The sequence below is a fragment of the Burkholderia sp. APQ4-4ca genome, assembly GCF_057837105.1.
In genome coordinates, this window is record NZ_JBYQCG010000062.1 from 24,838 (window position 1) to 46,990 (window position 22,153).

The 22,153-nt window shown below is 66.9% G+C and carries 21 protein-coding genes and 1 tRNA gene; 9 read left to right on the forward strand and 13 right to left on the reverse strand.

From position 1 onward, the window contains the following. Positions 1-48: 48 nt before the first annotated feature. Complete coding sequence (locus AC3IFE_RS03920) at positions 49-333, reverse strand: DUF4148 domain-containing protein (protein WP_489189657.1); 285 nt, start codon at positions 331-333, stop codon at positions 49-51. Between the two features lie 206 nt (positions 334-539). On the opposite strand from AC3IFE_RS03920, the gene AC3IFE_RS03925 reads away from it, so the two are divergent. After that, positions 540-869, forward strand: coding sequence for a hypothetical protein (locus AC3IFE_RS03925; RefSeq protein WP_489189658.1), 330 nt, complete (start codon positions 540-542; stop codon positions 867-869). A gap of 115 nt (positions 870-984) precedes the next feature. Here the strand turns inward: AC3IFE_RS03925 and AC3IFE_RS03930 are convergent, their stop codons facing one another. The 7 genes from AC3IFE_RS03930 to AC3IFE_RS03960 form a co-directional block, all read right to left on the reverse strand. After that, positions 985-2,280 (reverse strand): O-acetylhomoserine aminocarboxypropyltransferase/cysteine synthase family protein, encoded by a 1,296-nt coding sequence (locus tag AC3IFE_RS03930; RefSeq protein WP_489189659.1) that lies wholly within the window; start codon positions 2,278-2,280, stop codon positions 985-987. Positions 2,281-2,438: 158 nt separating this feature from the next. Beyond that, positions 2,439-3,734 (reverse strand): XAC2610-related protein, encoded by a 1,296-nt coding sequence (locus AC3IFE_RS03935; RefSeq protein WP_489189660.1) that lies wholly within the window; start codon positions 3,732-3,734, stop codon positions 2,439-2,441. 62 nt (positions 3,735-3,796) lie between these two features. Continuing rightward, complete coding sequence (locus AC3IFE_RS03940) at positions 3,797-4,948, reverse strand: DUF1176 domain-containing protein (protein WP_489189673.1); 1,152 nt, start codon at positions 4,946-4,948, stop codon at positions 3,797-3,799. 258 nt (positions 4,949-5,206) lie between these two features. Then, positions 5,207-6,022, reverse strand: coding sequence for a nucleotidyltransferase domain-containing protein (locus tag AC3IFE_RS03945; RefSeq protein ID WP_489189661.1), 816 nt, complete (start codon positions 6,020-6,022; stop codon positions 5,207-5,209). A 55-nt stretch (positions 6,023-6,077) separates the two neighbouring features. After that, positions 6,078-7,301: an RtcB family protein gene (locus tag AC3IFE_RS03950; RefSeq protein ID WP_489189674.1), complete on the reverse strand. Its 1,224-nt coding sequence runs from the start codon at positions 7,299-7,301 to the stop codon at positions 6,078-6,080. Positions 7,302-7,363: 62 nt separating this feature from the next. Then, on the reverse strand, positions 7,364-8,503 hold the full coding sequence (locus tag AC3IFE_RS03955) for a slipin family protein (protein WP_089469168.1): 1,140 nt from the start codon (positions 8,501-8,503) through the stop codon (positions 7,364-7,366). Positions 8,504-8,762: 259 nt separating this feature from the next. Further along, positions 8,763-8,835: transfer RNA gene (locus AC3IFE_RS03960), tRNA-Phe, on the reverse strand. A 336-nt stretch (positions 8,836-9,171) separates the two neighbouring features. On the opposite strand from AC3IFE_RS03960, the gene rtcR reads away from it, so the two are divergent. Continuing rightward, positions 9,172-10,788 (forward strand): RNA repair transcriptional activator RtcR, encoded by a 1,617-nt coding sequence (gene rtcR, locus AC3IFE_RS03965; protein ID WP_489189662.1) that lies wholly within the window; start codon positions 9,172-9,174, stop codon positions 10,786-10,788. A 34-nt stretch (positions 10,789-10,822) separates the two neighbouring features. Here rtcR and AC3IFE_RS03970 read toward each other — a convergent pair whose 3' ends face one another. Together AC3IFE_RS03970 and AC3IFE_RS03975 are read right to left on the reverse strand one after the other, a co-directional pair. After that, positions 10,823-11,575 (reverse strand): class I SAM-dependent methyltransferase, encoded by a 753-nt coding sequence (locus AC3IFE_RS03970; protein WP_089469170.1) that lies wholly within the window; start codon positions 11,573-11,575, stop codon positions 10,823-10,825. Between the two features lie 13 nt (positions 11,576-11,588). Continuing rightward, the gene (locus tag AC3IFE_RS03975; protein WP_489189663.1) at positions 11,589-12,215 is read right to left on the reverse strand and encodes a LysE family translocator; all 627 of its coding nucleotides are present in this window, start codon (positions 12,213-12,215) and stop codon (positions 11,589-11,591) included. Positions 12,216-12,378: 163 nt separating this feature from the next. Between AC3IFE_RS03975 and AC3IFE_RS03980 the strand changes: the two genes are divergently transcribed. From AC3IFE_RS03980 to AC3IFE_RS03990, 3 genes are all read left to right on the forward strand, one after another. After that, a complete protein-coding gene (locus AC3IFE_RS03980) occupies positions 12,379-13,179 on the forward strand; it encodes an AraC family ligand binding domain-containing protein (RefSeq protein WP_489189664.1) in 801 nt (266 codons plus the stop codon). Between the two features lie 120 nt (positions 13,180-13,299). Further along, positions 13,300-13,719: an ATP--cob(I)alamin adenosyltransferase gene (locus AC3IFE_RS03985; protein ID WP_489189665.1), complete on the forward strand. Its 420-nt coding sequence runs from the start codon at positions 13,300-13,302 to the stop codon at positions 13,717-13,719. Between the two features lie 106 nt (positions 13,720-13,825). Beyond that, positions 13,826-14,830, forward strand: a complete 1,005-nt coding sequence (locus AC3IFE_RS03990; RefSeq protein ID WP_489189666.1) for a LysR family transcriptional regulator — start codon at positions 13,826-13,828, stop codon at positions 14,828-14,830. Between the two features lie 52 nt (positions 14,831-14,882). On the opposite strand, the gene AC3IFE_RS03995 is transcribed toward AC3IFE_RS03990, so the two are convergent. Beyond that, on the reverse strand, positions 14,883-15,803 hold the full coding sequence (locus tag AC3IFE_RS03995) for a LysR family transcriptional regulator (protein ID WP_301738464.1): 921 nt from the start codon (positions 15,801-15,803) through the stop codon (positions 14,883-14,885). 108 nt (positions 15,804-15,911) lie between these two features. Between AC3IFE_RS03995 and AC3IFE_RS04000 the strand changes: the two genes are divergently transcribed. Both AC3IFE_RS04000 and AC3IFE_RS04005 read left to right on the forward strand, forming a co-directional pair. After that, positions 15,912-16,994: a tartrate dehydrogenase gene (locus AC3IFE_RS04000; protein WP_489189667.1), complete on the forward strand. Its 1,083-nt coding sequence runs from the start codon at positions 15,912-15,914 to the stop codon at positions 16,992-16,994. 169 nt (positions 16,995-17,163) lie between these two features. After that, the gene (locus AC3IFE_RS04005) at positions 17,164-18,474 is read left to right on the forward strand and encodes an MFS transporter (protein ID WP_489189668.1); all 1,311 of its coding nucleotides are present in this window, start codon (positions 17,164-17,166) and stop codon (positions 18,472-18,474) included. A 78-nt stretch (positions 18,475-18,552) separates the two neighbouring features. Here AC3IFE_RS04005 and AC3IFE_RS04010 read toward each other — a convergent pair whose 3' ends face one another. After that, a complete protein-coding gene (locus tag AC3IFE_RS04010) occupies positions 18,553-19,068 on the reverse strand; it encodes a shikimate kinase (protein ID WP_489189669.1) in 516 nt (171 codons plus the stop codon). Between the two features lie 319 nt (positions 19,069-19,387). Further along, positions 19,388-20,593 carry an IS110 family RNA-guided transposase gene (locus AC3IFE_RS04015; protein ID WP_489189670.1) on the reverse strand — a complete coding sequence of 402 codons (1,206 nt, stop codon included), beginning with the start codon at positions 20,591-20,593 and terminating at the stop codon, positions 19,388-19,390. Between the two features lie 341 nt (positions 20,594-20,934). Between AC3IFE_RS04015 and AC3IFE_RS04020 the strand changes: the two genes are divergently transcribed. Together AC3IFE_RS04020 and AC3IFE_RS04025 are read left to right on the forward strand one after the other, a co-directional pair. Continuing rightward, the gene (locus AC3IFE_RS04020) at positions 20,935-21,480 is read left to right on the forward strand and encodes a hypothetical protein (RefSeq protein WP_489189671.1); all 546 of its coding nucleotides are present in this window, start codon (positions 20,935-20,937) and stop codon (positions 21,478-21,480) included. 323 nt (positions 21,481-21,803) lie between these two features. After that, a partial coding sequence (locus tag AC3IFE_RS04025; protein WP_489189672.1) for a transposase occupies positions 21,804-22,153 on the forward strand: 350 nt, incomplete at its 3' end.

Below are 22,153 nucleotides of genomic sequence, written 5' to 3' on the forward strand. Positions count from 1 at the left end.
AGGCAGCCGAACGCGGCGCGTTGCCGGCGGCCGTCTGGCCGCGCATCGTTACTTCGCGGCGAGGTCGTCGTGGTTGTCGGCCTGCGGCTTTTTCTCGCCGCCATGCACCGAAATCACGTGAAGCGCCTTGTTGCGCGCGACGACCTCGGCGGTCGGCGGGTACTGCGTCTTGCTGATCGGCACGATGCCGTCGTGCTGCGCCTGCTTCAGTTCGTTGACGACCTGCGTGCGGGTCTTGCCTTGCGTTTGCGTTTGGGCGAATGCGGCCTGCGTGGCGATGCCGAGCGACAGCGTGGCGGTGACGAACAGTGCTGCGAGTTTTGCCGTTTTCATCGAGTGCTCTCCTTGATCGGGGCCGCCGGGTGGCGAACCATGGACCCAGTATGCGAACGCAGCCGTGCGTGATCGTGATCGCGAGATGAAAAATGCGTCAGATTTCGGCGCGCGCGGGAGTGCGGGGCGGATTCCATCGACATGACGCAACCGTCATGTTCGCGTCATGGGGGCGATGAGCGGGAAGCGGAACATGCAGTCTGCCGTTGGCTGAGCGCGCCGGCGGAATTCGTGTCGCCCGCGACAGCAGCATCGATAGAGGCGGCGTCGTTCAGACCTTTATCCCGGACCGAAAATTGCATCGTCCCGCCATTCGTTTCCCCTTGATCGCAGTCCTGATCGTCCCGTTGTTCGCGGGCTGTGCATCGACACGTTCCGGCACCACGGCCCTCGCTTCCGCCGCCGCGCGCAAGCCCGTGCCGGCCGACCTGACGCCGGGCGAACAGGTCGACTATGCGGGGCATCGTTGCGGCAATCCGAACCTGTATGTGAAAACGCATCCGTGCGTATACCCGCAGCGCAATTCCGCGCGGTGATCGTTGGACCCGCGCGTCGCCCGGCGTCAACCGGCGATTGACCACCTTGAAGCCGCCCCAGGGGCAAGCGGTTTGACGCGGGCGCATCGGCAAGTGGCCGGCGCGCCCGTTCCGCTCAAAGCTGCGCGAGCGCCTGGTCGAGATCGGCGAGCAGGTCGTCGATATGCTCGATGCCGATCGACAGCCGCACCGTTTCTTCCTTCACGCCGGCCTTCGCGAGTTCGGCCGGCGACAACTGACGGTGCGTCGTCGATGCCGGGTGCGTCGCGAGCGACTTCGTATCGCCGATGTTGACGAGCCGCGTGAACAGTTTGAGCGCGTCCTGGAACTTCGCGCCGCCGTCGCGGCCGCCTTTCACGCCGAACGTCAGGATGCCCGGCGCACGGCCCGACAGGTAGCGGGCGACGAGCGGATGGTCGGGGTGATCGGGCAGGCCCGCATAGCTCACCCATTCGACCTGCTCGTGGCGCGCGAGATGCTGCGCGATCTTCAGCGCGTTGTCGCTGATCCGCTCGATCCGCAGCGCGAGCGTCTCGATGCCCTGCAGGATCTGGAACGCATTGAACGGCGAGATCGCCGCGCCCATGTTGCGCAGCGGCACCACGCGGGCGCGGCCGATATACGCGGCCGGCCCGAACGCTTCGGTATAGACGACGCCGTGATAGCTGACGTCCGGCTCGTTCAGCCGCTTGAAGCGGTCGGCGTGCTCGGCCCACGGGAACGTGCCCGAATCGACGATCGCGCCGCCGAGGCTCGTGCCGTGCCCGCCGAGATACTTCGTCAGCGAGTGCACGACGATGTCCGCGCCGTGCTCGAACGGGCGCAGCAGATACGGCGACGGCACCGTGTTGTCGACGATCAGCGGGATGCCGTGGCGATGCGCGACCTCGGCGAGCGCGGCGATGTCGGTCACGTTGCCGAGCGGGTTGCCGACCGATTCCGCGAAGATCGCCTTCGTGCGCGCATCGATCAGCGGCTCGAACGACGCGGGGTCGCGCGGATCGGCGAAGCGCGTGGTGATTCCGTATTGCGGCAGCGTGTGCGCGAACAGGTTGTAGGTGCCGCCGTACAGCGAACTCGCGGACACGATGTTGTCGCCGGCTTCGGCGATCGTCTGGATCGCATACGTGACGGCGGCTTGTCCCGACGCAAGCGCGAGCGCGCCGATGCCGCCCTCGAGCGCGGCGATCCGCTGCTCGAGCACGTCCGTCGTCGGATTCATGATCCGCGTGTAGATGTTGCCCTGGACCTTCAGGTCGAACAGGTCGGCGCCGTGCTGCGTGTCGTCGAATGCGTACGCAACGGTCTGGTAGATCGGGACGGCGACCGCGCGCGTGGTCGGGTCGGGACGATAACCGCCGTGCACGGCGATGGTTTCGAGACGCCAGTTCGAATGGGCCTGATCGGTCATGGGTGCTCCGTTTGTTGTTGTGAAGGTCGAGGGGGCCTGCCGTCCGGCGATTATAGGAGCACGTGTGCAGGTGCCTTTAGAACGAATCGTGGGTTGCTTATGGGGGCGCGGCACATAGAATGCGTCTTTCCGCAGACGGCGTGCGGGCGCACCGCACGCTAGTTCTTGTCGGGATTCGAGTCGCTGCACTGGTCGGGATCGTCGCGCAACAGAATGCGGCGGATGCGGCCGTTGTCGTAGAACGGCACGTCCGGGCAGAACTTCATGCCGGCGCGCGTCGACGTCCGTTTCCAGGCGACCTTTTCGGTACGCGCGAGCGTCGGCGCGCCACCCGGCGCGCCCGGTTTCCAGATGTCGATATACACCCGCGACATCTGAGGCGAATCGCCTGTCTCGCAGTCCTTCAGCGCGCCCAGCGTCGAGCGCAGCCCGGTATCGGTCTGCTCGATGCGTTGCGGATACTCGATATGGCCGTTGCCGTAGCCGGGCACGACGTAGCAATAGCGGCGCGTGTTTCCGTCGAGCACGGGCAGCAAGTAGCTGCTCGCCGAGTCGACCTCCTTCACGTCGTTGCCCTGCCAGCGGTAGGTCGTCACGCCGTGCTCGCAGCAGCTCGCGCGCCAGCTCGTCCAGATGAGCCGGTGGACCGGGTCGAAATCCGGCGACGTGATGTCTTGCAGTCCCTGCGGCGCATCGGCGAAGCGCCGCGTTTTCGGGTTGAAGATCCACGTCTGGTACGGGGTGTTCGGACCGGCCCCCATCGATTGCGCGAGCATCAGGTCGGGCCAGCCATCGAAGTTCGCGTCGGCGAAATCCGGTGTAAACAGGTTGCAGGTGCCCCGCGAATCGGTCTCGAGCGTCTGGACGAGGCGGCCGTGGTCGTACAGGCGGATTGCGGTGACTTCAGGCACATCGGTGCACGAACCGCCATCGTCCGGCAGATGGTCGGCGACGAGGCGGATGTCGTAGGGGAACGGCCTGCCGTCCTGTTTCGGCGCGAGCGACACGGGCAGCGTACGCTTGCCGTCCGGCGAAGCCCATGTGCCGGCCACCGCGTTGTCGAGGGACGCAACGCGCCATGTGCCCGTCACGCGATCGGCGTCGGCTTTCGCGCCGCTATCGCGTTCCGACAGCGTCGCACCGTGCGCGTCGAGCGTTCCCTTCAATGCGAGCCGATAGCGTTTGTCGGACGTGCAGGGGGCGTAGCAGTACCAGCCCGATACCGTGTCGGCGACGCGCGACAACGAGACTTCGACGTGCCGGTTGCCGATCGTGCCGGCCCAGTGGCGCGACCAGAACGGGATCTCGACCGGCTCGTCGGCGTTTGCCGCGCGCACCGGCATCGACGCGAATGCGGTGATGGCGATCAGCGCGAGCGCAAGCGCGCTGCGCCAGCCGCGCGTGCGCCGCATCGCGGCCGCGTGGCGCGACGCGGTGATGAACGGGTGATGCATGGTTCGGCCCCTCGGTTTGTTATCGGTTATGTCTGCCGGCGTGTTTCGGTGCGATACGTGCGTCAGCGGCTTCCGGTCGCATCGGCGCGTCGATACAGGCGTGGCCACTGATCGTCGAACAGGCCGTTGCACGTGCCGTGCGTCGCGATATCGCCGAGCATGAAGCGCCGGCCGTCGAAGATCCACGATGCGGTCGAGCCGCAATCGCCGGCACTGCGCAGCCTCACCTTGCTCGACAGCGTCGCGCTGGCGGGATCGTAGCCGGCGTCGGTCAGTTCGTTCGCGAACGACGCCGAATCGAGTCCCGCGTTTGCGTTCTCGCCGAAATTCATCGCCGTCGGCGAGTAGGGCGCGGTTCGCCGCACGCGATACCACAGGTCGGTGTGGTTATACAGGCTGCTGGTCTGGCACGGGATCGCGACGAGCGCCTCGTCGGCCGAGATCGCCACGGCAGTGGACGCCTTGCTGCGATCGCGCGCCGGCATTTCGTCTTCGACCTCGGCCGCACATTGCTTCACGTCGCCGCCGAACTTCGCGAGCACCGCATCGACGAGCGGGCGCCGTTCGGCGCTCGACAGGGGCGAGGCGGGCGGCGGCGCGGGCGTGACCGCAGGCGGCAGCGCGGGCGCGGCCGGCACCGCCGACGCCGGCCGGGTGCCCGGGCGCAGCAACGCCGTGACGGTGCCGACACGGCCCTGCGTGTCGTCGATCAACAGCAGCGCGGCACTCAATCCCGTCAACGGTGTGCGGGCGGTTTGTGCCGACGCCGGATCGCCGAAGCTCAGCAGTTGCCCATTGCGCGACGCGGTGAGCCAGGTGGCAACCGTTGCCGGATCGTCGGTCCGGATACGGAACGGGTGCGCGTCGTCATCGTCCGGTTTGCCGCCGAACGCATGCCATCGGGCCGCCATTGCATCGAACGGCCGGCCATCCACGCGTGCGGTGCGCAGGTCCAGCGGCGCCGAGGCGTAGAGGTCGAGCGAGGCTTGCGCGTCGGGGCCGGCATCGCGCGTCACGCGCAGGATGAGGTGGGGGCGTGCGTCGTCGATATCGTCCGCGTGGCTTTCGGCAATGCAGCGGTTGCCGTTGTCGCAGACGACCGACCAGTTCTTGAAGTCGCGTTCGACCGGTGGCCGCGCGAGCGGCAGAGCCTCGGCAACGAACGGGGAAACGGCGAGGAGGGCGGCGATGGCGAGCGAAAGGCGGTGCGACATGACGGTTCGTATCGACTGTGGATGGACGGGCGGAAGACGTCGGACTGCAAGCGTATCGTCAGCAAGCGGGGCAGGTCGAAGGCTGCGGCGCATGCGGCGGCGCGCTCTGGCGAACGGCATCGAGTATACCGCCGAGATGGGCTGCGATCGTGACGACGACACGTAGCAAGCGGGCACGCTCGTTGCTCGCGGGCATCGATCGGACGCGTGCGGATGCAAAAACGGCGCGATCCCCGGAGGCATCGCGCCGTTCACTTTTCATCGGCCGTCGACCACGTCGCGCAGGAACGCGTCGAGCATCGCCACGTCGCCCCACGGCCGCTTGTATTCGCGATCGTGTTCGGCATCGGCGAGCATCGTCTCGACCAGCGTGTGGATCGCCGGCCGGCGCGGCCCGTATTCGCTTTCGTTCGCGCTCATCTTCAGCGCGAGCAACGCATCGAGCTCCGCGCGCACCGTCGGTTCGTGCACGGTCCCGTCGACGAGATCGACGAAGCGCATCGGCGGCATGCCGAGCCCCATGTCGATCCAGCGCACCGCGAGCAGCGGACGCAGTACGTACAGGTACTTCTTGTAACGCACCGTGTCGCCTTGCAGATAGCCGCGAAAATTCTTCTTCGCCATCGCGAGGTAGTGATGACGCCCGCGTACCGGCGAGAAGAACGCCGATGCGAGCGACCTGAGCCGCGGCGCCCAGCGCGTATCTTCGCGATACACGACGGGCGAGTCGAGCCATTCGAGCAGCGTCGGATTCGAGCGTCGCAGCAATTGCAGCGCCTTGCGCAATTCCCAGCCGCCGACGTCGAGTTCGTCGTCGAGCGGCCGTTCGATCACGTCGCGTTGCGGTTCGACGCTCAGGTACCAGTCGCGCCGGTGTGCGTACACGAAGCGTACGTCGTAATCGCTGTCCGGCGACGCGAATCCCCAGCCGCGGCTGCCCGATTCGCACGCGAACAGTACGCTCACATCGTGGCGGCGCTCGACTTCCGCGAGCTCCGCCATCACGCGCGCCCGCACCGCCGGGTCGATCGGGTGCGCGCTGCGCACGGTCGTCATCGTCTTGTCGGTTTTCATCGTTGTCGTTTTCCTTTCGTTGTGCGCGGCCGCCGGCCATCGGCCGCGCACCGCGCTAACCCTTCACGCACACCACCTGGCGCAGCGTGTGCACCACTTCGACGAGGCTGCGCTGGGCCGCCATCACCGCGTCGATGTCCTTGTAGGCCATCGGGATTTCGTCGACGACGCCCGCGTCCTTCCGGCATTCGACGCCCTGCGTCGCCTTCGCCTGATCGTCGGCCGTGAAGCGGCGCTTCGCTTCGGTACGGCTCATCGTCCGGCCCGCGCCGTGGCTGCACGAGCAGAAGCTCTCCGGGTTGCCGAGCCCGCGCACGATGAAGCTCTTCGCGCCCATCGAGCCCGGGATGATCCCGAGTTGCCCCTTCTGCGCGGACACCGCGCCCTTGCGCGTGACGAGCACGTCTTCGCCGAAGTGGCGTTCGCGCTGCACGTAGTTGTGGTGGCAGTTCACCGCATGCTCGTCGACCGAGAACGGTGTGCCGATCACGCCGCGCGCCGCGCCGATCACCGCGTCCATCATCGCCTGCCGGTTGCGCCGCGCGTAGTCCTGCGCCCAGCCGACCGCCTCGACGTAATCGTCGAAGTGCCGGCTGCCTTCGGTGAAATACGCGAGGTTGCGGTCCGGCAGGTTCGCGATGTGCTGGCGCATGTCTGCCTGCGCGAGTTCGATGAACAGGCTGCCGATCGCATTGCCGACGCCACGCGAGCCGCTGTGCAGCATGAACCACACGCGGTCCGCCTCGTCGATGCACACCTCGATGAAGTGGTTGCCGGTGCCGAGCGTGCCGAGATGCGCGTAGTGGTTCGTCTTTTCCAGCTTCGGATACTTGTCGACGATCCGCTGGAAGCCCGGTTGCAGCGACTTCCACGCGTCGGTCACGGCGGCCGGCGTGCGATCGCCCCATGCGCCCGGATCGCGGCGGCCCGGCGCGCGGCCGTGCGGCACCGCGCGCTCGATCGCACTGCGCAGCCCACCCAGCGAATCCGGCAGGTCGGACGCCGTCAGCGTCGTGCGCGCGGCCATCATCCCGCAACCGATGTCGACGCCGACCGCGGCCGGAATGATCGCGCCCTTCGTCGGAATCACGCTGCCGATCGTCGAGCCCTTGCCGAGGTGCACGTCCGGCATCACCGCGACGTGGCCGAAGATGAACGGCATCTGCGCGGTGTTGCGCAGTTGCGCGCGTGCTTCCTCTTCGACGGCGACGCCTTGCGTCCACATCTTCACCGGCTTGCCGTTCGCCAGTTCCATCACCTGATAATCCATGTCTATCATCTGCTTCACCTGATTCATTTCGGGATCCGACGCGAGTCACCTGCCTCGCGCCGGATGCTGCATTACGCGCCCTTGATGCTGACGAGTCCGTTCAGCACCTGGTCGAGACCGCCGAACACCGAGATGCGGTCGATCCGTTCCGCGACGCGCTCGAGCGTTTCCAGCTCCTTGAGCCGCAGCGCGGTCGGGTTCTCTTCCATCACTTTCGCGGTGTTCAGCAGCGATCGCGTGGCCGCCGTTTCCTCGCGGCGGCGAATCACGTTCGCCTGCGCGGACTTCTCCGCCTCGACCACCTGCGCGAGGATCGTCTTCATGTCGCCCGGCAGCACGATATCCTTCACGCCGACACTGCGCACGTCCACGCCCGAATCGCCGAGACGGGCACGCACTTGCGCGATCACGACGTCGTCGATCGACTGCTTGTCCTCCAGCAGCTCGTCGAGCGAGCGCGTGCCGACCGCCGAACGCAGCGCGAACTGCAGCTCGCGATACAGGTGTTCGACCGGTTTCTGCAACTGGCCGAACGCATGCAGCACGTCCGCATAGCACCACGTCGCCGACAGGTTCAGCCGCAGTGCGACCTTGTCGCGCGTCAGGATTTCCTGTCCGCCGACTTCGATCGCCTGCAAGCGCAGGTCGACGAGTTCGACCGCGACGTCGCGATTGAAGCGCCAGAACGCCGACGTACCCGCGTCCAGCAGCCGCTCGATCCTGCCGTCGATCTTCAGTACACCGACGTGGTACGCCGGCACCTGCGCCAGCAGCACGCCCGTCAGCCCCGCCACGCCGCGTGCACGCAGCGCCGGCTGCGCGATGCGCTTCACGAGCGCGGCCGGCAGCATGCTGTCCTGCGCGAGATCGATGCGCTCGAGACGGTGCGCGGTCAGGCCGCGCCAGTACAGCCGGCGCGTGCCGGGCGCCAGGATCTCGACGAGCACGTCGTCTTCGTAGCGCAGGCCCGCTTCATCGTCGGCGAGATCCATCGCGACGAAATACTGCGCGAGCACGTCCTGTGCGTCGTGACGCAGGTAATCGGCCAGTGCGGCGTCGGCGAGCGGCGCATCGAGACGCGCGGTCTGCACCGACAGGCGCTTGAACGGATCGAAGGCCTTGAACACGCCCGGTTCCAGCACCTTCACGAAATCGCCCTCGTTCATCAGCAGCGCGCGTTCGTTCTTTTTCACGACATGTCGCATCCACATATTCTTGTCCTTATCTTCAATGGCCGCCGGGTGACACGCATCGTGCGGATCGCGGGGCGACGCAACCGGGCGGGCGGCGCGCCGGCCCGGCGTCGAAGTGCACGACGACGCATCCTGCATCGCGTCGTCGTGCGCCTTCGCGCGGGCCGTGCGGCCGTCCGGCCGATCGCGCGGAACCGCAACCGGTCCGACGCGCGGCGGGCCTTGCGGCCCGCACCGGCGGGTACTGCTTCTATCAAGATGACTGTCCTTGCGGACAGCGTTCGGGCGGGATTCGAACCCGCCACCGGCCGGCTTTCGCCGGCTGCTCCACCTGACTGAGCTTCCGAACAATGGGGCGCCCCGGGATTCGAACCCGGGCGAGGCATCCTGGCGCGCCCCCTGCCTTCGTCTGTCCATGGCGGCATGCGCTGCCGCGACGAACGAGGTTCGGCGGCGGCGCACCAGCAGGGCTTTGTGAACCCTGGCTCGTGGGCCAGCGGGACATCCGGCGCGTTGTATTTAGCGAGGAGCGTGCCAGTGCGCGCACTTGACCTTCAAACATTTCTTAAGTTATTGAAAATAAACAGTATTTTTCCTTGATACGTGATCGGGTGCGAATGCCTCCTGCCGCGCGTCGTCCGAAAAATCCGATAGAATTGGATCGCCTCTTATCCCATGAGATAAACATGCGAAAGACTGTCGCGATCGGTTTTCTCGGCACCGTGCTCGACCAGGGTGGCCGCGCGCCGCGCCGTTACCGCAAATGGCGGCCGACGCTTTCGCTGTGCGAGCAGCCCGCCCTCCCGATCGACCGGCTCGAACTGCTGCATTCGCTGGACTACACGCGTCTCGCCAACCAGGTGCGAGACGATCTCGCGCGCGTGTCGCCGCACACCGACGTGCGGCTCACGCCGGTCACGATCCACGATCCGTGGGATTTCGAGGAGGTCTATGCGACGCTGCACGATTACGCTCGCGCGTATCCGTTCGACCTCGAACACGAGGATTACCTGATCCACATCACGACCGGCACGCACGTCGCGCAGATCTGCTGGTTCCTGCTCGCGGAAGCGCGCTACCTGCCCGCGCGCCTCGTGCAGACGGGGCCGCCGCAGCGAACCGACGAAGGGCCGAGCGGGCCGGGCACGATCTCGGTGATCGATCTCGACCTGTCGCGCTACAACCGGATCGCGCAGCGCTTCACGCGCGAGCGCGACGAAACGGTGTCGTTCCTGAAGGCCGGCATCGCGACGCGCAATGCACGCTTCAACGCGCTGATCGAGCAACTGGAGCGCGTGGCCGTGCGTTCGCGCGCGCCGATGCTGCTGGTCGGGCCGACGGGTGCGGGCAAGTCGTTTCTCGCCAAGCGCGTGTACGAGCTGAAGCGCGGCCGGCATCGGCTCGCCGGGCCGTTCATCGAGATCAACTGCGCGACGCTGCGCGGCGACGCGGCGATGTCGACGCTGTTCGGTCACGTGAAGGGCGCGTTCACCGGCGCGCAATCGGCGCGCGCGGGGTTGCTGCGCGCGGCGGACGGCGGGCTGCTGTTTCTCGACGAGATCGGGGAACTCGGGCTCGACGAGCAGGCGATGCTGCTGAAGGCGATCGAGGAGAAGCGCTTCCTGCCGGTGGGCGCGGACGTCGAGGCGACCAGCGATTTCGAGCTGATCGCGGGCACGCACCGCGACCTGCGGCAGATGGTGGCGGCCGGGACGTTCCGCGAGGATCTGTATGCGCGGATCAACCTGTGGACTTACGAATTGCCGGGGCTCGCGGAGCGCCGCGAGGACATCGAGCCGAACCTCGAATTCGAACTCGACCGTTTCGGCCGCGAGCAGGGCGAGCAGGTGCGTTTCAACGTGGAGGCGAAGCGGCGCTATCTCGCGTTCGCGGCGTCGCCGCGCGCGACGTGGGCCGGCAACTTCCGCGAGCTGTCGGCGTCGGTCACGCGGATGGCGACGCTGGCCGACGCGGGGCGGATTACCGAGGCGCTCGCCGAGCAGGAAGTCGAGCGGCTGACGCGCACGTGGTCGTCGCCGGGTGGGGCGGGGGCATCGGATGCGTGCGTCGACGCGGTGTTCGGCGTGCGTGCGGCGGAACTCGACCTGTTCGACCGTGCGCAACTCGAGCGCGTGCTCGACGTGTGCCGCACGTCGGCGAGCCTGTCGGAAGCCGGACGCACGCTGTTCGCCGTGTCGCGGCAGAGCAAGAAGCAGCCGAACGATGCGGACCGGTTGCGCAAGTATCTCGCGCGGTTCGGACTCGATTGGGATGCGGTGCGGCGCGCGCTCGATGGCGTGTGAGCGCGAGGGGCGCGTGATGTCTGCGTTGCGCCCGTTACGCGTGGCAGATCGCGATGATTTCCGCGCTGCTCGCCTCGTCGAACGGGGCATGCTCCCAATCGCCGTACCAGTCGGCCGCCGCGAAACCGGCCGCCGTCACGCGCGCCCGCAACTCAGGTTGCGCGATGAAACGCAGCCGGCTTGTATTCGTCAGCACCGTATCGTCGCGGCGGAAGCGGTAGCGCGTGTCGAACGTCACGATCGCGTCGTCGATCGCACGCACCGCGTGATGGAGATCGACGATGCCGAATGCGTGCGACTCGACGCTGCGTGCCGACTGCGCGGGCGTCCATGTTCGCCATGGTTCGGTGCGCGGGTTGCGGGTGTCGAACAGGAAACGGCCGCCGTCGGCGAGCACGCGTCGCACGCCGCGCAGCGTCGCGTCGACGTCGTCGTCGCTCAGCAGGCACTGGAACGCGTGCCCGGTCATCACGACCGCATCGAACGGCGCGCCGGGCGGCAGGCCGTCGAGCGCGCACGCGAGCCAGCGTACCGCGTCGGCGCCCGGCTGGCGTCGCGCGTAATCGATCATCGCCGGCGCGGGATCGATCGCGACGACATCATGCCCGGCCGTCGCGAGCCGTCGCGCGAACGTGCCGGTGCCGCAGCCGAGATCGAGGATGCGTCGCCGGCCGGCGCCGATCGCGGTGGCGTAGAACGCGAAGTCCCGATCGCCCGCGTTGAACAGGTCGTACACCGCGACGAGGCGCGGGTCGGTGTAGAGCAGGTCCGCGTCGGCGCGCGTCATGCGGCCGCGCGCATCAGCGCTGCTGCACGGCCACGCGCAGCCCGAGCGCGATGAAGATCGAGCCGATGATCTTGCCCTGCCAGCGCGTGAGCCACGTGAGCCGCTTCGCGATGCGGCCGAGCGGGCGGATCGAGCACGCGATCAGCGTCGTGTAGAGCGAACTGAGCACGACGAAGATCAGCCCGAGCGCCGCGAACTGCACGAACGTCGAACCGCGCTCCGGATGCACGAACTGCGGCATGAACGCGAGAAAGAACAGCGCGGTTTTCGGGTTCAGCACCTCGGCGGGAATCGCCTGAAGGTACGCCCTGAGCGGCGTGACGGGCGACACCTTCGGCAGCGACGGATCGGCCGCCTTCTCGAGCAGCGCGCGCACGCCGAGATAGATCAGGTACGCGGCGCCGGCCAGCTTCACGACGTTGAACGCGAGCGCCGACGTCATCAGCAGCGCGGACAGCCCGACGGCCGCGAACAGCGTATGCACGAAGTCGCCGCTCGCGACGCCGAGGCCGGTCAGGATGCCGGTCTTGCGGCCGCCTTGCACGGTGCGGCTCAGCACGAGCAGCACGGCGGGGCCGGGGATCAGGAACAGGCCCAGAACGACGGCCGTGAAGGTGGTCAGCGTGGTCAGGTCGAACATGGCGGCTCCGGCAGGTGGCGCAGCGGCAGGGGATCGGCGCATTGTATTCCGTCCGGTGCACGGCCGCAGACGCGCGTCGAACGGCGCGGCTGCGCCGGCGCCTTTCTGGTATAAGCACGACAGGACGCGCCGGCGTCCGGCCTTCTTCACAGCCCGTCGTTCCATGCGCGACCTTGCACCGATCACCGATCCCGCCGCGGACGCCGACGTCTATCACGTGCCGCGTCCGCTCGTCGTGTTCGGCGGCTCGGTCGTCGAGCCTGAATGGCGGCTCGAGCGGCACAGCCATCGCCAGGCGCAACTGCTCTACACGCTGAGCGGCGTCGTCTATTGCGAGATCGACGGCGGCGTGTGGACTGCGCCGCCGCAGTGCACGGTCTGGATTCCGGGCGATGTCCCGCATGCGGCGCGCGGCTCGGCCGGCGCGACCTTCTACGCGGTACTGGTCGAACCCGACGCGGCGCTCGACCTGCCCACGCGCTGCTGCACGCTGGCCATGTCGCCGCTGTTGCGCGAGCTGCTGCTGAAGGCGGCCAGCTTCCCGAACCTGTACGACGTCGACGGGCCGCAAGGGCGGCTGGTGGCGACGCTGCTCGACGAACTCGTCGCGGCGCCGGTCGAGGATCTGTACCTGCCGATGCCGACCGACCGCCGGCTGCGCAAGCTGATCGACCATCTGCTCGCCGATCCGGCCGACAAGTCGCCGCTGGCCGAACTCGCGCGGCGCGCGGGCATCAGCGAGCGCAGCCTCACGCGGCTCGCGACGAAGGAGCTCGGCATGAGCCTCGGCGACTGGCGCCGTCGGCTGCACGTCGCGCTGTCGCTGCGGATGCTGACGACCGGCCGCCGCGTTCACCAGATCGCGATCGATCTCGGCTACGAGAGCGCGAGCAGTTTCGTCACGATGTTCCGCAAGGCGACCGGCAAGTCGCCGACCCAATACCTGACCGACCGGCAACGCTGACCGTCCACGCTGCACGCTCACGCACGTTTGGCCGGATTGAAAAAGCAGTTGGCCGGGATGAGAAATGACGCATCGGGTCTCGATCCATAAGATGAGAATCGTTCTCATCTGGAGGTCGACATGCAAATCGTCACGACTGAATTCCCGTTTGTCTGGCTGCGTTACAGCGGCTCGACCCACACCGATCCCGCTCGCCTGATCGCCGAACTCGACGCGTTGCTCGCGCGCCGCGAACGCTTCGTCCTGCTGACCGACGATGCGCCGTCCGGCGACGATCGTCCGGACAACGATCACGAGATGCGCAAACAGCTCGCGAAGTGGAGCAAGGCCAACCGCGCGCTGTCGCGCGAACGGATCCCCGGGATGATCGCGATCGAGCCCAACGCGCCGCGCCGCGTGGCGCTCAATGCCTTTTCGGGCGCCTTCGAGAAGGTCTGGGGCTATCCGCTGAACGCGGCGGCGAGCCGCGACGACGCACTGGCGCTCGCGCAACGGCTGCTCGCCGAACCGGCGCCCGGCGTCGCGGCGGCGAACGCCTGACCCGAGGGCCGCGCGGGTCGCGCGGCTGGCGTCGACATCGACATCGACACGCCGCACGGTGCGCGAATGCGCGCGGCGGCATATCGCAACCACGCAGAGGTGTTGGGTGGACAATCCGATCCGCGCGATGCGCATCTTCACGCGCATCGTCGAAATGAACAGCTTCACGCGCGCGGCGCAGGCGCTCGGCATTTCGCGCGCCACCGCGACGCGCACCGTGCAGGAACTCGAAGCGGCGCTCGGCATGCCGCTGCTGGTGCGCACGACGCGCGCGCTGCGGGCGACGCCCGAAGGCGACGCGTATTACCGGCGCTGCGTCAGCATCACCGCGGACGTCGACGAGCTCGAAGCGAGCATCCGCGGCGCCGCGCTGCATCCGAGCGGGCCGTTGCGCGTCGAATTGCCGGCGTCGGTGGCGGGCGCGATCGTGTTGCCGGCGCTCGGCGAATTGCATGCGCGGCATCCCGATCTCGAGCTGATCCTCGCCGTGGCCGGGCGCGCGGGCGATCGCATCGGCGACGCGATCGACTGCAGCGTCCGGCTCGGCGCGTTGCCCGATTCGTCGCTCGTCGCGCGCCGGCTCGGCTCGCTCGAGCGCGTGACGTGCGCGAGCCCCGCGTATCTCGACCGCTTCGGCGTGCCGTGCACGCCCGATGATCTGCACGCGCATCGCGCGGTGGCCGGCGCGCACGTGTGCGGTCAGCGTCCGGCCGAGCTCGAGTTCGTGGTGGACGACGCGGTGCGCAAGGTGCAACTCGACGGCATCGTCAGCGTGGACGACGAGCAGGCGTATCTCGCCTGCGGCGTGCACGGCCTCGGGTTGATCCAGCCGACGCGCGTCGCCGCGCAACCGCTGATCGACGCGGGGCGATTGCGGGAAGTGCTGCCGCGCTGGCAACCCGATGCGCTCGCCGTGTCGGCCGTCTATGTGAAGCGCCCGCATGTGTCGCCCGGCGTGCGGGCGTTCGTCGACTGGATCGCGGAGCGCTTCGTGCAGGCCGGGTATGAGCAGGCAGGACTGGCGGCGGCGGGGGCGGTGGGATGGCGGCCGGCGTTGGCGGGTGCGGCCGCTAGCGGCGACCGCTACGGCGGGCTGGTAGCGGTGGCCTGACGGCGGGATGCGAGCCGTGCCTGACGCTGCCATGCACAAGTGACCGACACCCCTACGTCGCCTTCAGCCGCCCCAAATCCTCCGCCAGGAAATCGACGAACGCGCGAATCCGCGTGGACATCTGGTGACGCTGCGCATACACCGCGTAGATGTCGGCGCTCGGCGTTTCATGGTCGGGCAGCACGACGACCAGCCTGCCGTCGGCGAGATAGTCGCGCAGATCCCATTCCGCGCGCATCAGGATCCCGTGCCCGTCGAGCGCCCACTTCACCGCGATCTCGCCGTCGTTCGTCGTCAGGTTGCCGTTGATCCGTACGGCTTCCGTGTGACGGCCCGCGCCGCGCCCGCTCGTCAGGCGCCATACGCCGTAACCTTCGTCGCCCTGCCGGATGCCGATGCAGTTGTGTCGCGTGAGGTCGTGCGGCGTGCCGGGCGTCCCGTGCCGCGCGAGATACGCGGGCGCCGCGCACAGCAGCCGGCGGTTCGGCGCGAGCCGCCGCGCGACGACACGCGTGTCGGGCGGTTCGCCGAAGCGGATGCACACGTCGAATGCGTCGTCGGTGAGCGGCGGCGGCATCACCGACAACTGCAACTGCACCGACACCTCCGGATAGCGCGCGACGAAGCGCGAGATCGCCGGGCCGACATGGCTGCGCCCGAAACCGAGCGTCGCATTCACGCGCAGCAGGCCTTTCGGCCGCTGCTTCGCGCTGCCGAGCAGTTCGCCGAGTTCGTCCATCTGGTCGAGGATCCGGCGTGCGTACTCCAGATAGACGTCGCCTTCCGGCGTCAGCATCATCCGCCGCGTCGTGCGGTTGACGAGCGTCACGCCCGCGCGCCGCTCCATCTGCGTGAGCCGCTTGCTGACGGCCGCTGCGGTCAGCCCGAGTTCGCGCGCGGCCGCGCTCAGGCTGCCCGAGGCGGCCAGCGTCGAGAAGAAGCCGAGATCGGCCGGCTGGACGGTATCCGCCATGACGGGATTCATGAATTGAAGTTAAAGATGCTTTGAGTATAGCCCCGGTTTCCGTAATTCCAGTTCGGTAAAGTGCGTACACGCTCACGATCGATCGAGGATGTCCGCATGAAGACCTACCGTATCGCAACGATTCCCGGCGACGGCATCGGCAAGGAAGTGGTGCCTGCGGCCAAGCAGGTGCTGGAAGCGCTGGCCCGCGGCAGCGACCGCTTTGCGTTCGCGTTCGAGGATTTCGACTGGGGCGCCGATTACTACCGCCGGCACGGCGCGATGATGCCGGCCGACGGCCTCGACGCGCTGCGCGGCAAGGACGCGATCCTGTTCGGCTCCGCGGGCGACCCGGACGTGCCCGACCACGTGACGCTGTGGGGGCTGCGCCTGAAGATCTGCCAGGGCTTCGACCAGTACGCGAACGTGCGTCCGACGCGCATCCTGCCGGGCATCGATGCGCCGCTGAAACGCTGCGGGCCGGGCGACCTGAACTGGGTGATCGTCCGCGAGAACTCCGAAGGCGAATATGCGGGCGTCGGCGGCCGCGTGCATCAGGGCCATCCGATCGAGGTCGCGACCGACGTGTCGATCCTCACGCGCGCCGGCGTCGAACGCATCATGCGCTTCGCGTTCCGGCTCGCACAGTCGCGACCGCGCAAGCTGCTGACCGTGATCACGAAGAGCAACGCGCAGCGGCACGCGATGGTGATGTGGGACGAGATCGCGAAACAGATCGCGCAGGAGTTTCCCGACGTGACGTGGGACAAGGAACTCGTCGACGCGGCGACCGCGCGCATGGTCAACCGTCCGGCGTCGCTCGACACGATCGTCGCGACCAACCTGCACGCGGACATCCTCAGCGATCTCGCCGCCGCGCTTGCGGGCAGTCTCGGCATCGCGCCGACCGGCAACATCGATCCCGAGCGGCGCTACCCGTCGATGTTCGAGCCGATCCACGGCTCCGCGTTCGACATCATGGGCAAGGGGCTCGCGAATCCGGTCGGCACGTTCTGGTCGGTCGTGATGCTGCTCGAGCATCTCGGCGAGACGGAAGCGGCCGCGCGCGTGATGCACGCGATCGAGGCCGTGACGGCCGATCCGTCGCTGCATACGCGCGACCTCGGCGGCAGCGCGACGACCGCGCAGGTGACGGCGGCCGTTTGCGAGCGCGTCGCGAACGCGGCAGTCGCGGCCTGACGGCGGCGACGCGGCGGCGGCCGCGCGTGCGCGCCGCCGAGCGCCGAGCGCTCGCTTCACTCAGGCATTTTCAGCCCGCGACTCGCGCATGCGACGCGAGCCGGGCGCCGGCCGGCGCGCGGGGTCCAACGACCGACGGCGCACGGCCCGACCTCGAAGGAGGAGACACATGCAAGCGGATCTGGAAACCCGCGTCGCGCGGAAACTGATGTGGCGCATCATTCCGTTCGTGATGCTGCTTTACTTCGTCAGCTTTCTCGATCGCGTCAACGTCGGCTTCGCGGCGATGACGATGAACAAGGCGATCGGCCTGTCGCCGACCGCGTTCGGGTTCGGCGGCGGCCTGTTCTTCATCGGCTACTTTCTGTTCGAAGTACCAAGCAACCTGATTCTCCATCGCGTCGGCGCACGCATCTGGATCGCACGCGTGATGATCACGTGGGGGATCGTGTCGGCGGTGTCCGCGTTCGCGGTCGGGCCGACGAGCTTCTACGTGCTGCGCTTCCTGCTCGGCATGGCCGAAGCCGGTTTCTTCCCCGGCGTCATCCTGTACCTGAGCCTGTGGTTTCCCGCGAAGCAGCGCGCGGTGGCCGCCGCGTGGTTCATGGCGGCAGCGCCGATCTCGACCGCGATCGGCTCGCCGCTGTCGGGCGCGATCATGCAGATGCCGCCGATGTTCGGGCTCGCCGACTGGCAAGTGCTGTACATCGTCGAGGCGCTGCCGGCGGTCATGCTGGGCTTCGTCGTACTGAAGCGCCTGACCGATGCGCCGTCGCAGGCCGCGTGGCTGCGGGCCGACGAACGCGACTGGCTGATCGCGAAGCTGAAGGCGGAAGCGGACGCGCGCCACACGCACGCCGGGCACACGGCCGGCGCATGGCAGGCGCTGCGCGACCCGCGCGTGCTGGCACTCGCGCTGATCTACTTCGGCACGTCGGCGGGGCTGTACACGCTCGGCCTGTGGGCGCCGCTGATGGTCAAGCAGTTCGGTTTCACTGCATTGCAGACGGGCATGCTGACCGGCATTCCGAGCATCGCCGCCGTGGTCGCGATGATCGTGTGGGCACGGCATTCGGATCGCACCGGCGAGCGCACATGGCACGTCGTGATTCCGTGCGTGCTGGCCTGCATCGGCTTCGTGTTCGCGGGGCAGGCGAGCACGGCGTTGCTGACGGTGCTCGCGCTGGTCGTCGTCAACATCGGCATCAGTGCCGCGAAGGCGCCGCTGTGGGCGATGCCGAGCGCGTTCCTGTCGGGGGCCGGCGCGGCGGCGGGGATCGCGATGATCAATTCGATCGGCAATCTCGGCGGGTTCGTCGGGCCGTTTGCGATCGGCTGGTTGAAGCATGTGACGGGCGGGTATGCGGCGGGGCTGTATGTGGTCGCGGGGACGCTCGCCGTGTCGGCGGTGGTGACGTTGATGTTGAGCCGGACGGGGGCGCGCGAGCAGGTCGTGTCGGGCGTACGGCAACATCATTGAGAGCGGCGCGCGTTCGCTTGCATGCGTCCGGACGTGCATGCGGTGCGCCGACGACGGCGCACGGCCGAAGCCGCCGCGTCAATGGGCGGGAAGGGCCACGCGGCGAGCGATCGCCGTCGCGCACCCATCGGCCGACGCGTTCGACGTATCGATCACGCAATCGCTGAACGCGCGCGACGCATAGCCTTCGCGATACATTTGCGCGACGCGTTCCCGCTCCCAGCCCGTCAGGGCGCGCGTGCCGCGATTCGACGCCGCAACCGCCTCGGGCGGCGCGAGCGTCACGACGAAAAGACGCGCATCGCGTGCGTTGCACGCCGCGCGCAGCCGCTCGAATTCCGCTTCGCCGATTGGATAGGCGATCACGAGGTGGCGTTCGCGCGCTTGCGCGATCCGCGTGACCAGCCGCTCCAGCGCGATCGCCCATTGCACGTCGAACGGCGCGTCTTCAGGCGCGTCGTGATCGTCGCCGTCGATGAAGCGCGCATCGGGCAGCATGCGTGCGAGCGCGCGACCGATCGTCGTCTTGCCGCTGTTGATCGGGCCGTTCAGGTGGATGACGGTAAGCGGCGGGTTCGTCGATGTAGAGGACATGAGGAACGGGATGGATCGGACGCCTTCATTGTGCCTCGGCGTGAAATCGATTTGTAATGTCCACTCCGAAGCGATTAGAGAAATTATTCGAACAAGCACCCTAAAGAAAGGCGTGGCCCCGCCGTTACTCTTCCTCGGTATCGCAAAAAAAGTATGACGAAAGCAGTACAACCACACGACCAAAAAACCGAGGGCGCACGGCCGGCGAAGCCGTGCGCGGGACCAGAATGGGATGCACCGATTCAATGGGGCGCGCAGGCACCGGGGGCTGGCGCGCGCTGTGCCTTTGCCTTGCCGTAACGTGCTCCTATGTGTTTCGTCAAGCGTTAGGGACTGACTTGGGTTGGTAAATGGTGCCGTCGCGCGGCATGGCGAACAGAACGTCGCAGCGTCGCCGCGCGAGCGCGATGAGCGCTTGGTTATGACGCTTGCCTTGCTGGATCGTGCGCGAGTAATAGGCCCGTGAGACTGGGTCCCGCAAGGCCGCGAAGGCGGATAGGAACAAGGCGCGCTTGAGCACCTTGTTGCCGCGTCTGGATGGATGTTCACCACGTATCGATGAACCTGAGCGTCGGGTAACCGGCGCGAAGCCGGCGTAGGCCGCCAGATGCGCCGCCGAAGCGAACGCCTTATGAGCGACCTCGGTCAGGAGTCTGGTGGCGGTCCTGACGCCGACTCCCGGCATGCTGGTCAGGACCGGCCAAAGAGGGTGAGCAAGCACCAATCGCTCCACTTCGGCAGCGATCTCGTCGCGTTGCTTACGCAATGCCGCAAGCTGCTGGGCTAAACGGGGCATGACGATGGTGGCGGCTTGCGTGCCGGGCACGGTCACGGCTTGTTCGCTCAGTGCCTGAACGATTTCGGCCGCTAAGCCTTTGCTCATGCGCGGAGCGAGCTTGGTCAGGCGATTGGCGAGCGTCTTCTCGCTGGTGCCGGCAAGCGCGGCGGGCGACGGATAGCGCTCAAGCAGATCGAGTACCGCTGGATGGTCAAGGCGCGGTCCGAGAACACGCTCGAGCGCCGGATGGATCTGGGTGAGCAGCCCGCGAATGCGGTTGCTGGTTTGCGTGACCTGAGCGGCGAGGTCGTCATCGAAGCCGCAGAGCATGGTGAGTTCGGCGAGTTGCTCGTCGGCCAGTCGAAGCGAGCGCAGCGTATGCGGCATCGAGCGAGCGGCTTCGGCGATGATCGCGGCGTCGCCGGCATCGGTCTTGGCTTCGCCGGCGTGCAAATCAGCGATGCGGCGCATGGCCAGTCCGGGCAGATAGGCGACGAGTACGCCTTCGGCGCGGGCGACGGCTACAGGAAGCGCACCGATGGTGGAAGGCCGATCGACGACGAACAGCAGTCGACCGTGAGTCTTGAGTTCGGCGATGAGGACGCGCAGCTTGGCCTCGTCGTTGGGTAGCGCCTTGTTGTACAGGCGCTTACCGTTCCGATCGAGTGCCACGGCGTGATGGTGGCCCTTACCGACATCGACGCCGACCAAGACATCGACGGCGTCACGTTGTTGAGTGTCTTGCATCGAAGTCTATGCAGAGTGAACGGATTGACCTGCAACAACGGTGGCAAGTCTCGGCATCCACGTTACGGACGGCGTCGGGATATCCCGGCCAAACCCCTATCAGCGATCACCAGCCACCCACCAGGCCCGGTGACAACACCCCCGGATCATGACTGCGACTGGGGGCGAGAATCATGCCGGGCCCGGCTGGCCATAGCCCCGATTATCGGGGCATGAAGATAGTAACGGGGCATGGCCGATATTGGACGGGACGAATGTGCCATGGGGACGCGTGGACTGGACGGCGCATGAATATCTGCCAGGTCCGCCGCATCCGGATCCGCACATTCACGAGTTCCGCTATGACCCGTACAAAAGCAGTGGCAGATTGGTCCCGCTACGCCGTTCTACGGACATTGAAAGGACATATGAACGCTAACGTTGGAATCGTGCTTCGCAAGCGCGACAGAGAGGCGGTCTTGCTTCAATTGGCGCGACAAGTCAGAACTTGGGGCGACGAGGTCGTGGAGGTTGGCGAAGCACGATATGGTTTTTCGGGGCTCGACGATGTCGAGTTCCAAATCTATCCGGTCACCTCCTTTGTCCTCGGTCGGATACCTGCCGGTGAGCGGGTATCCGACCTCGAATATGCGTGGATGACCGGCGCGGGTTTGGATCGATACGTATCATGGGCCAAGGAACATGACGAGGCCGCTCCGCTTGGTGTGTTCGAGGAGTCGCTCGTTGCGATGCTGAGCAAACTCCATTTTTGGGCTGTGCTGTGCGCCCCCGAAGGCGACAGGCTGGAGACGTTTGTCAGGGTAAATGCTTTAGATATGGTGCAAATGCTACGTCGTACGGCGCGGGATTTGATTGCGAGCGGGGGATTTCTGGCAATCAGTCTGTAGAGCACTGATAGGTTCGCGTCCATGCTACCTGGAATACTGCGATGACCCGTCGGAGACCGGCCGATCTTCGTTGGTCGATACGGCCTCCCGGCAGCGCCGTGCCGATCTGCAGCGGTCGCGGGCGGGCACGGATCGCTGGATTGCTTCGCATCGGATTGACTTAGAAGAGAACGTGGAAATAATTAATTATTATTCGAGTGAATTTATAAAGGAAATTAATCGATCTATTTCCATAAGAGACGGTTTCAAAAAGAGCCCGTGGGCCTGTTAACTTTCGCGGCGAGCTGTTAACCTCAGGCATCGGAACAACCGAGGCCGAGGAGATGGGCAAGCCGATCATCGACGACGAATTGTGGACACTGATCGAGCCGTTACTGCCGCCATCCAAGCCGCGGCGCGAGAAGAACCCGGGCCGCCTGCCTGTTTCGAATCGCGCCGCGCTGACCGGCATCTTGTTCGTTCTCGAGACCGGACTACGCTGGCGCGACCTGCCTGCCGAGATGGGTTGCGGCTCGGGCGTGACATGTTGGCGGCGGCTGCGCGACTGGCAGGCGGCCGGCGTGTGGGACCGCTTGCACGAGTTGCTGCTCGCGAAGCTGCGAGCAGCAGACCAGATCGACTTTTCGCGAGCCGCTGTCGATTCGTCATCGATTCGCGCCGTTGGGGCGGGCCA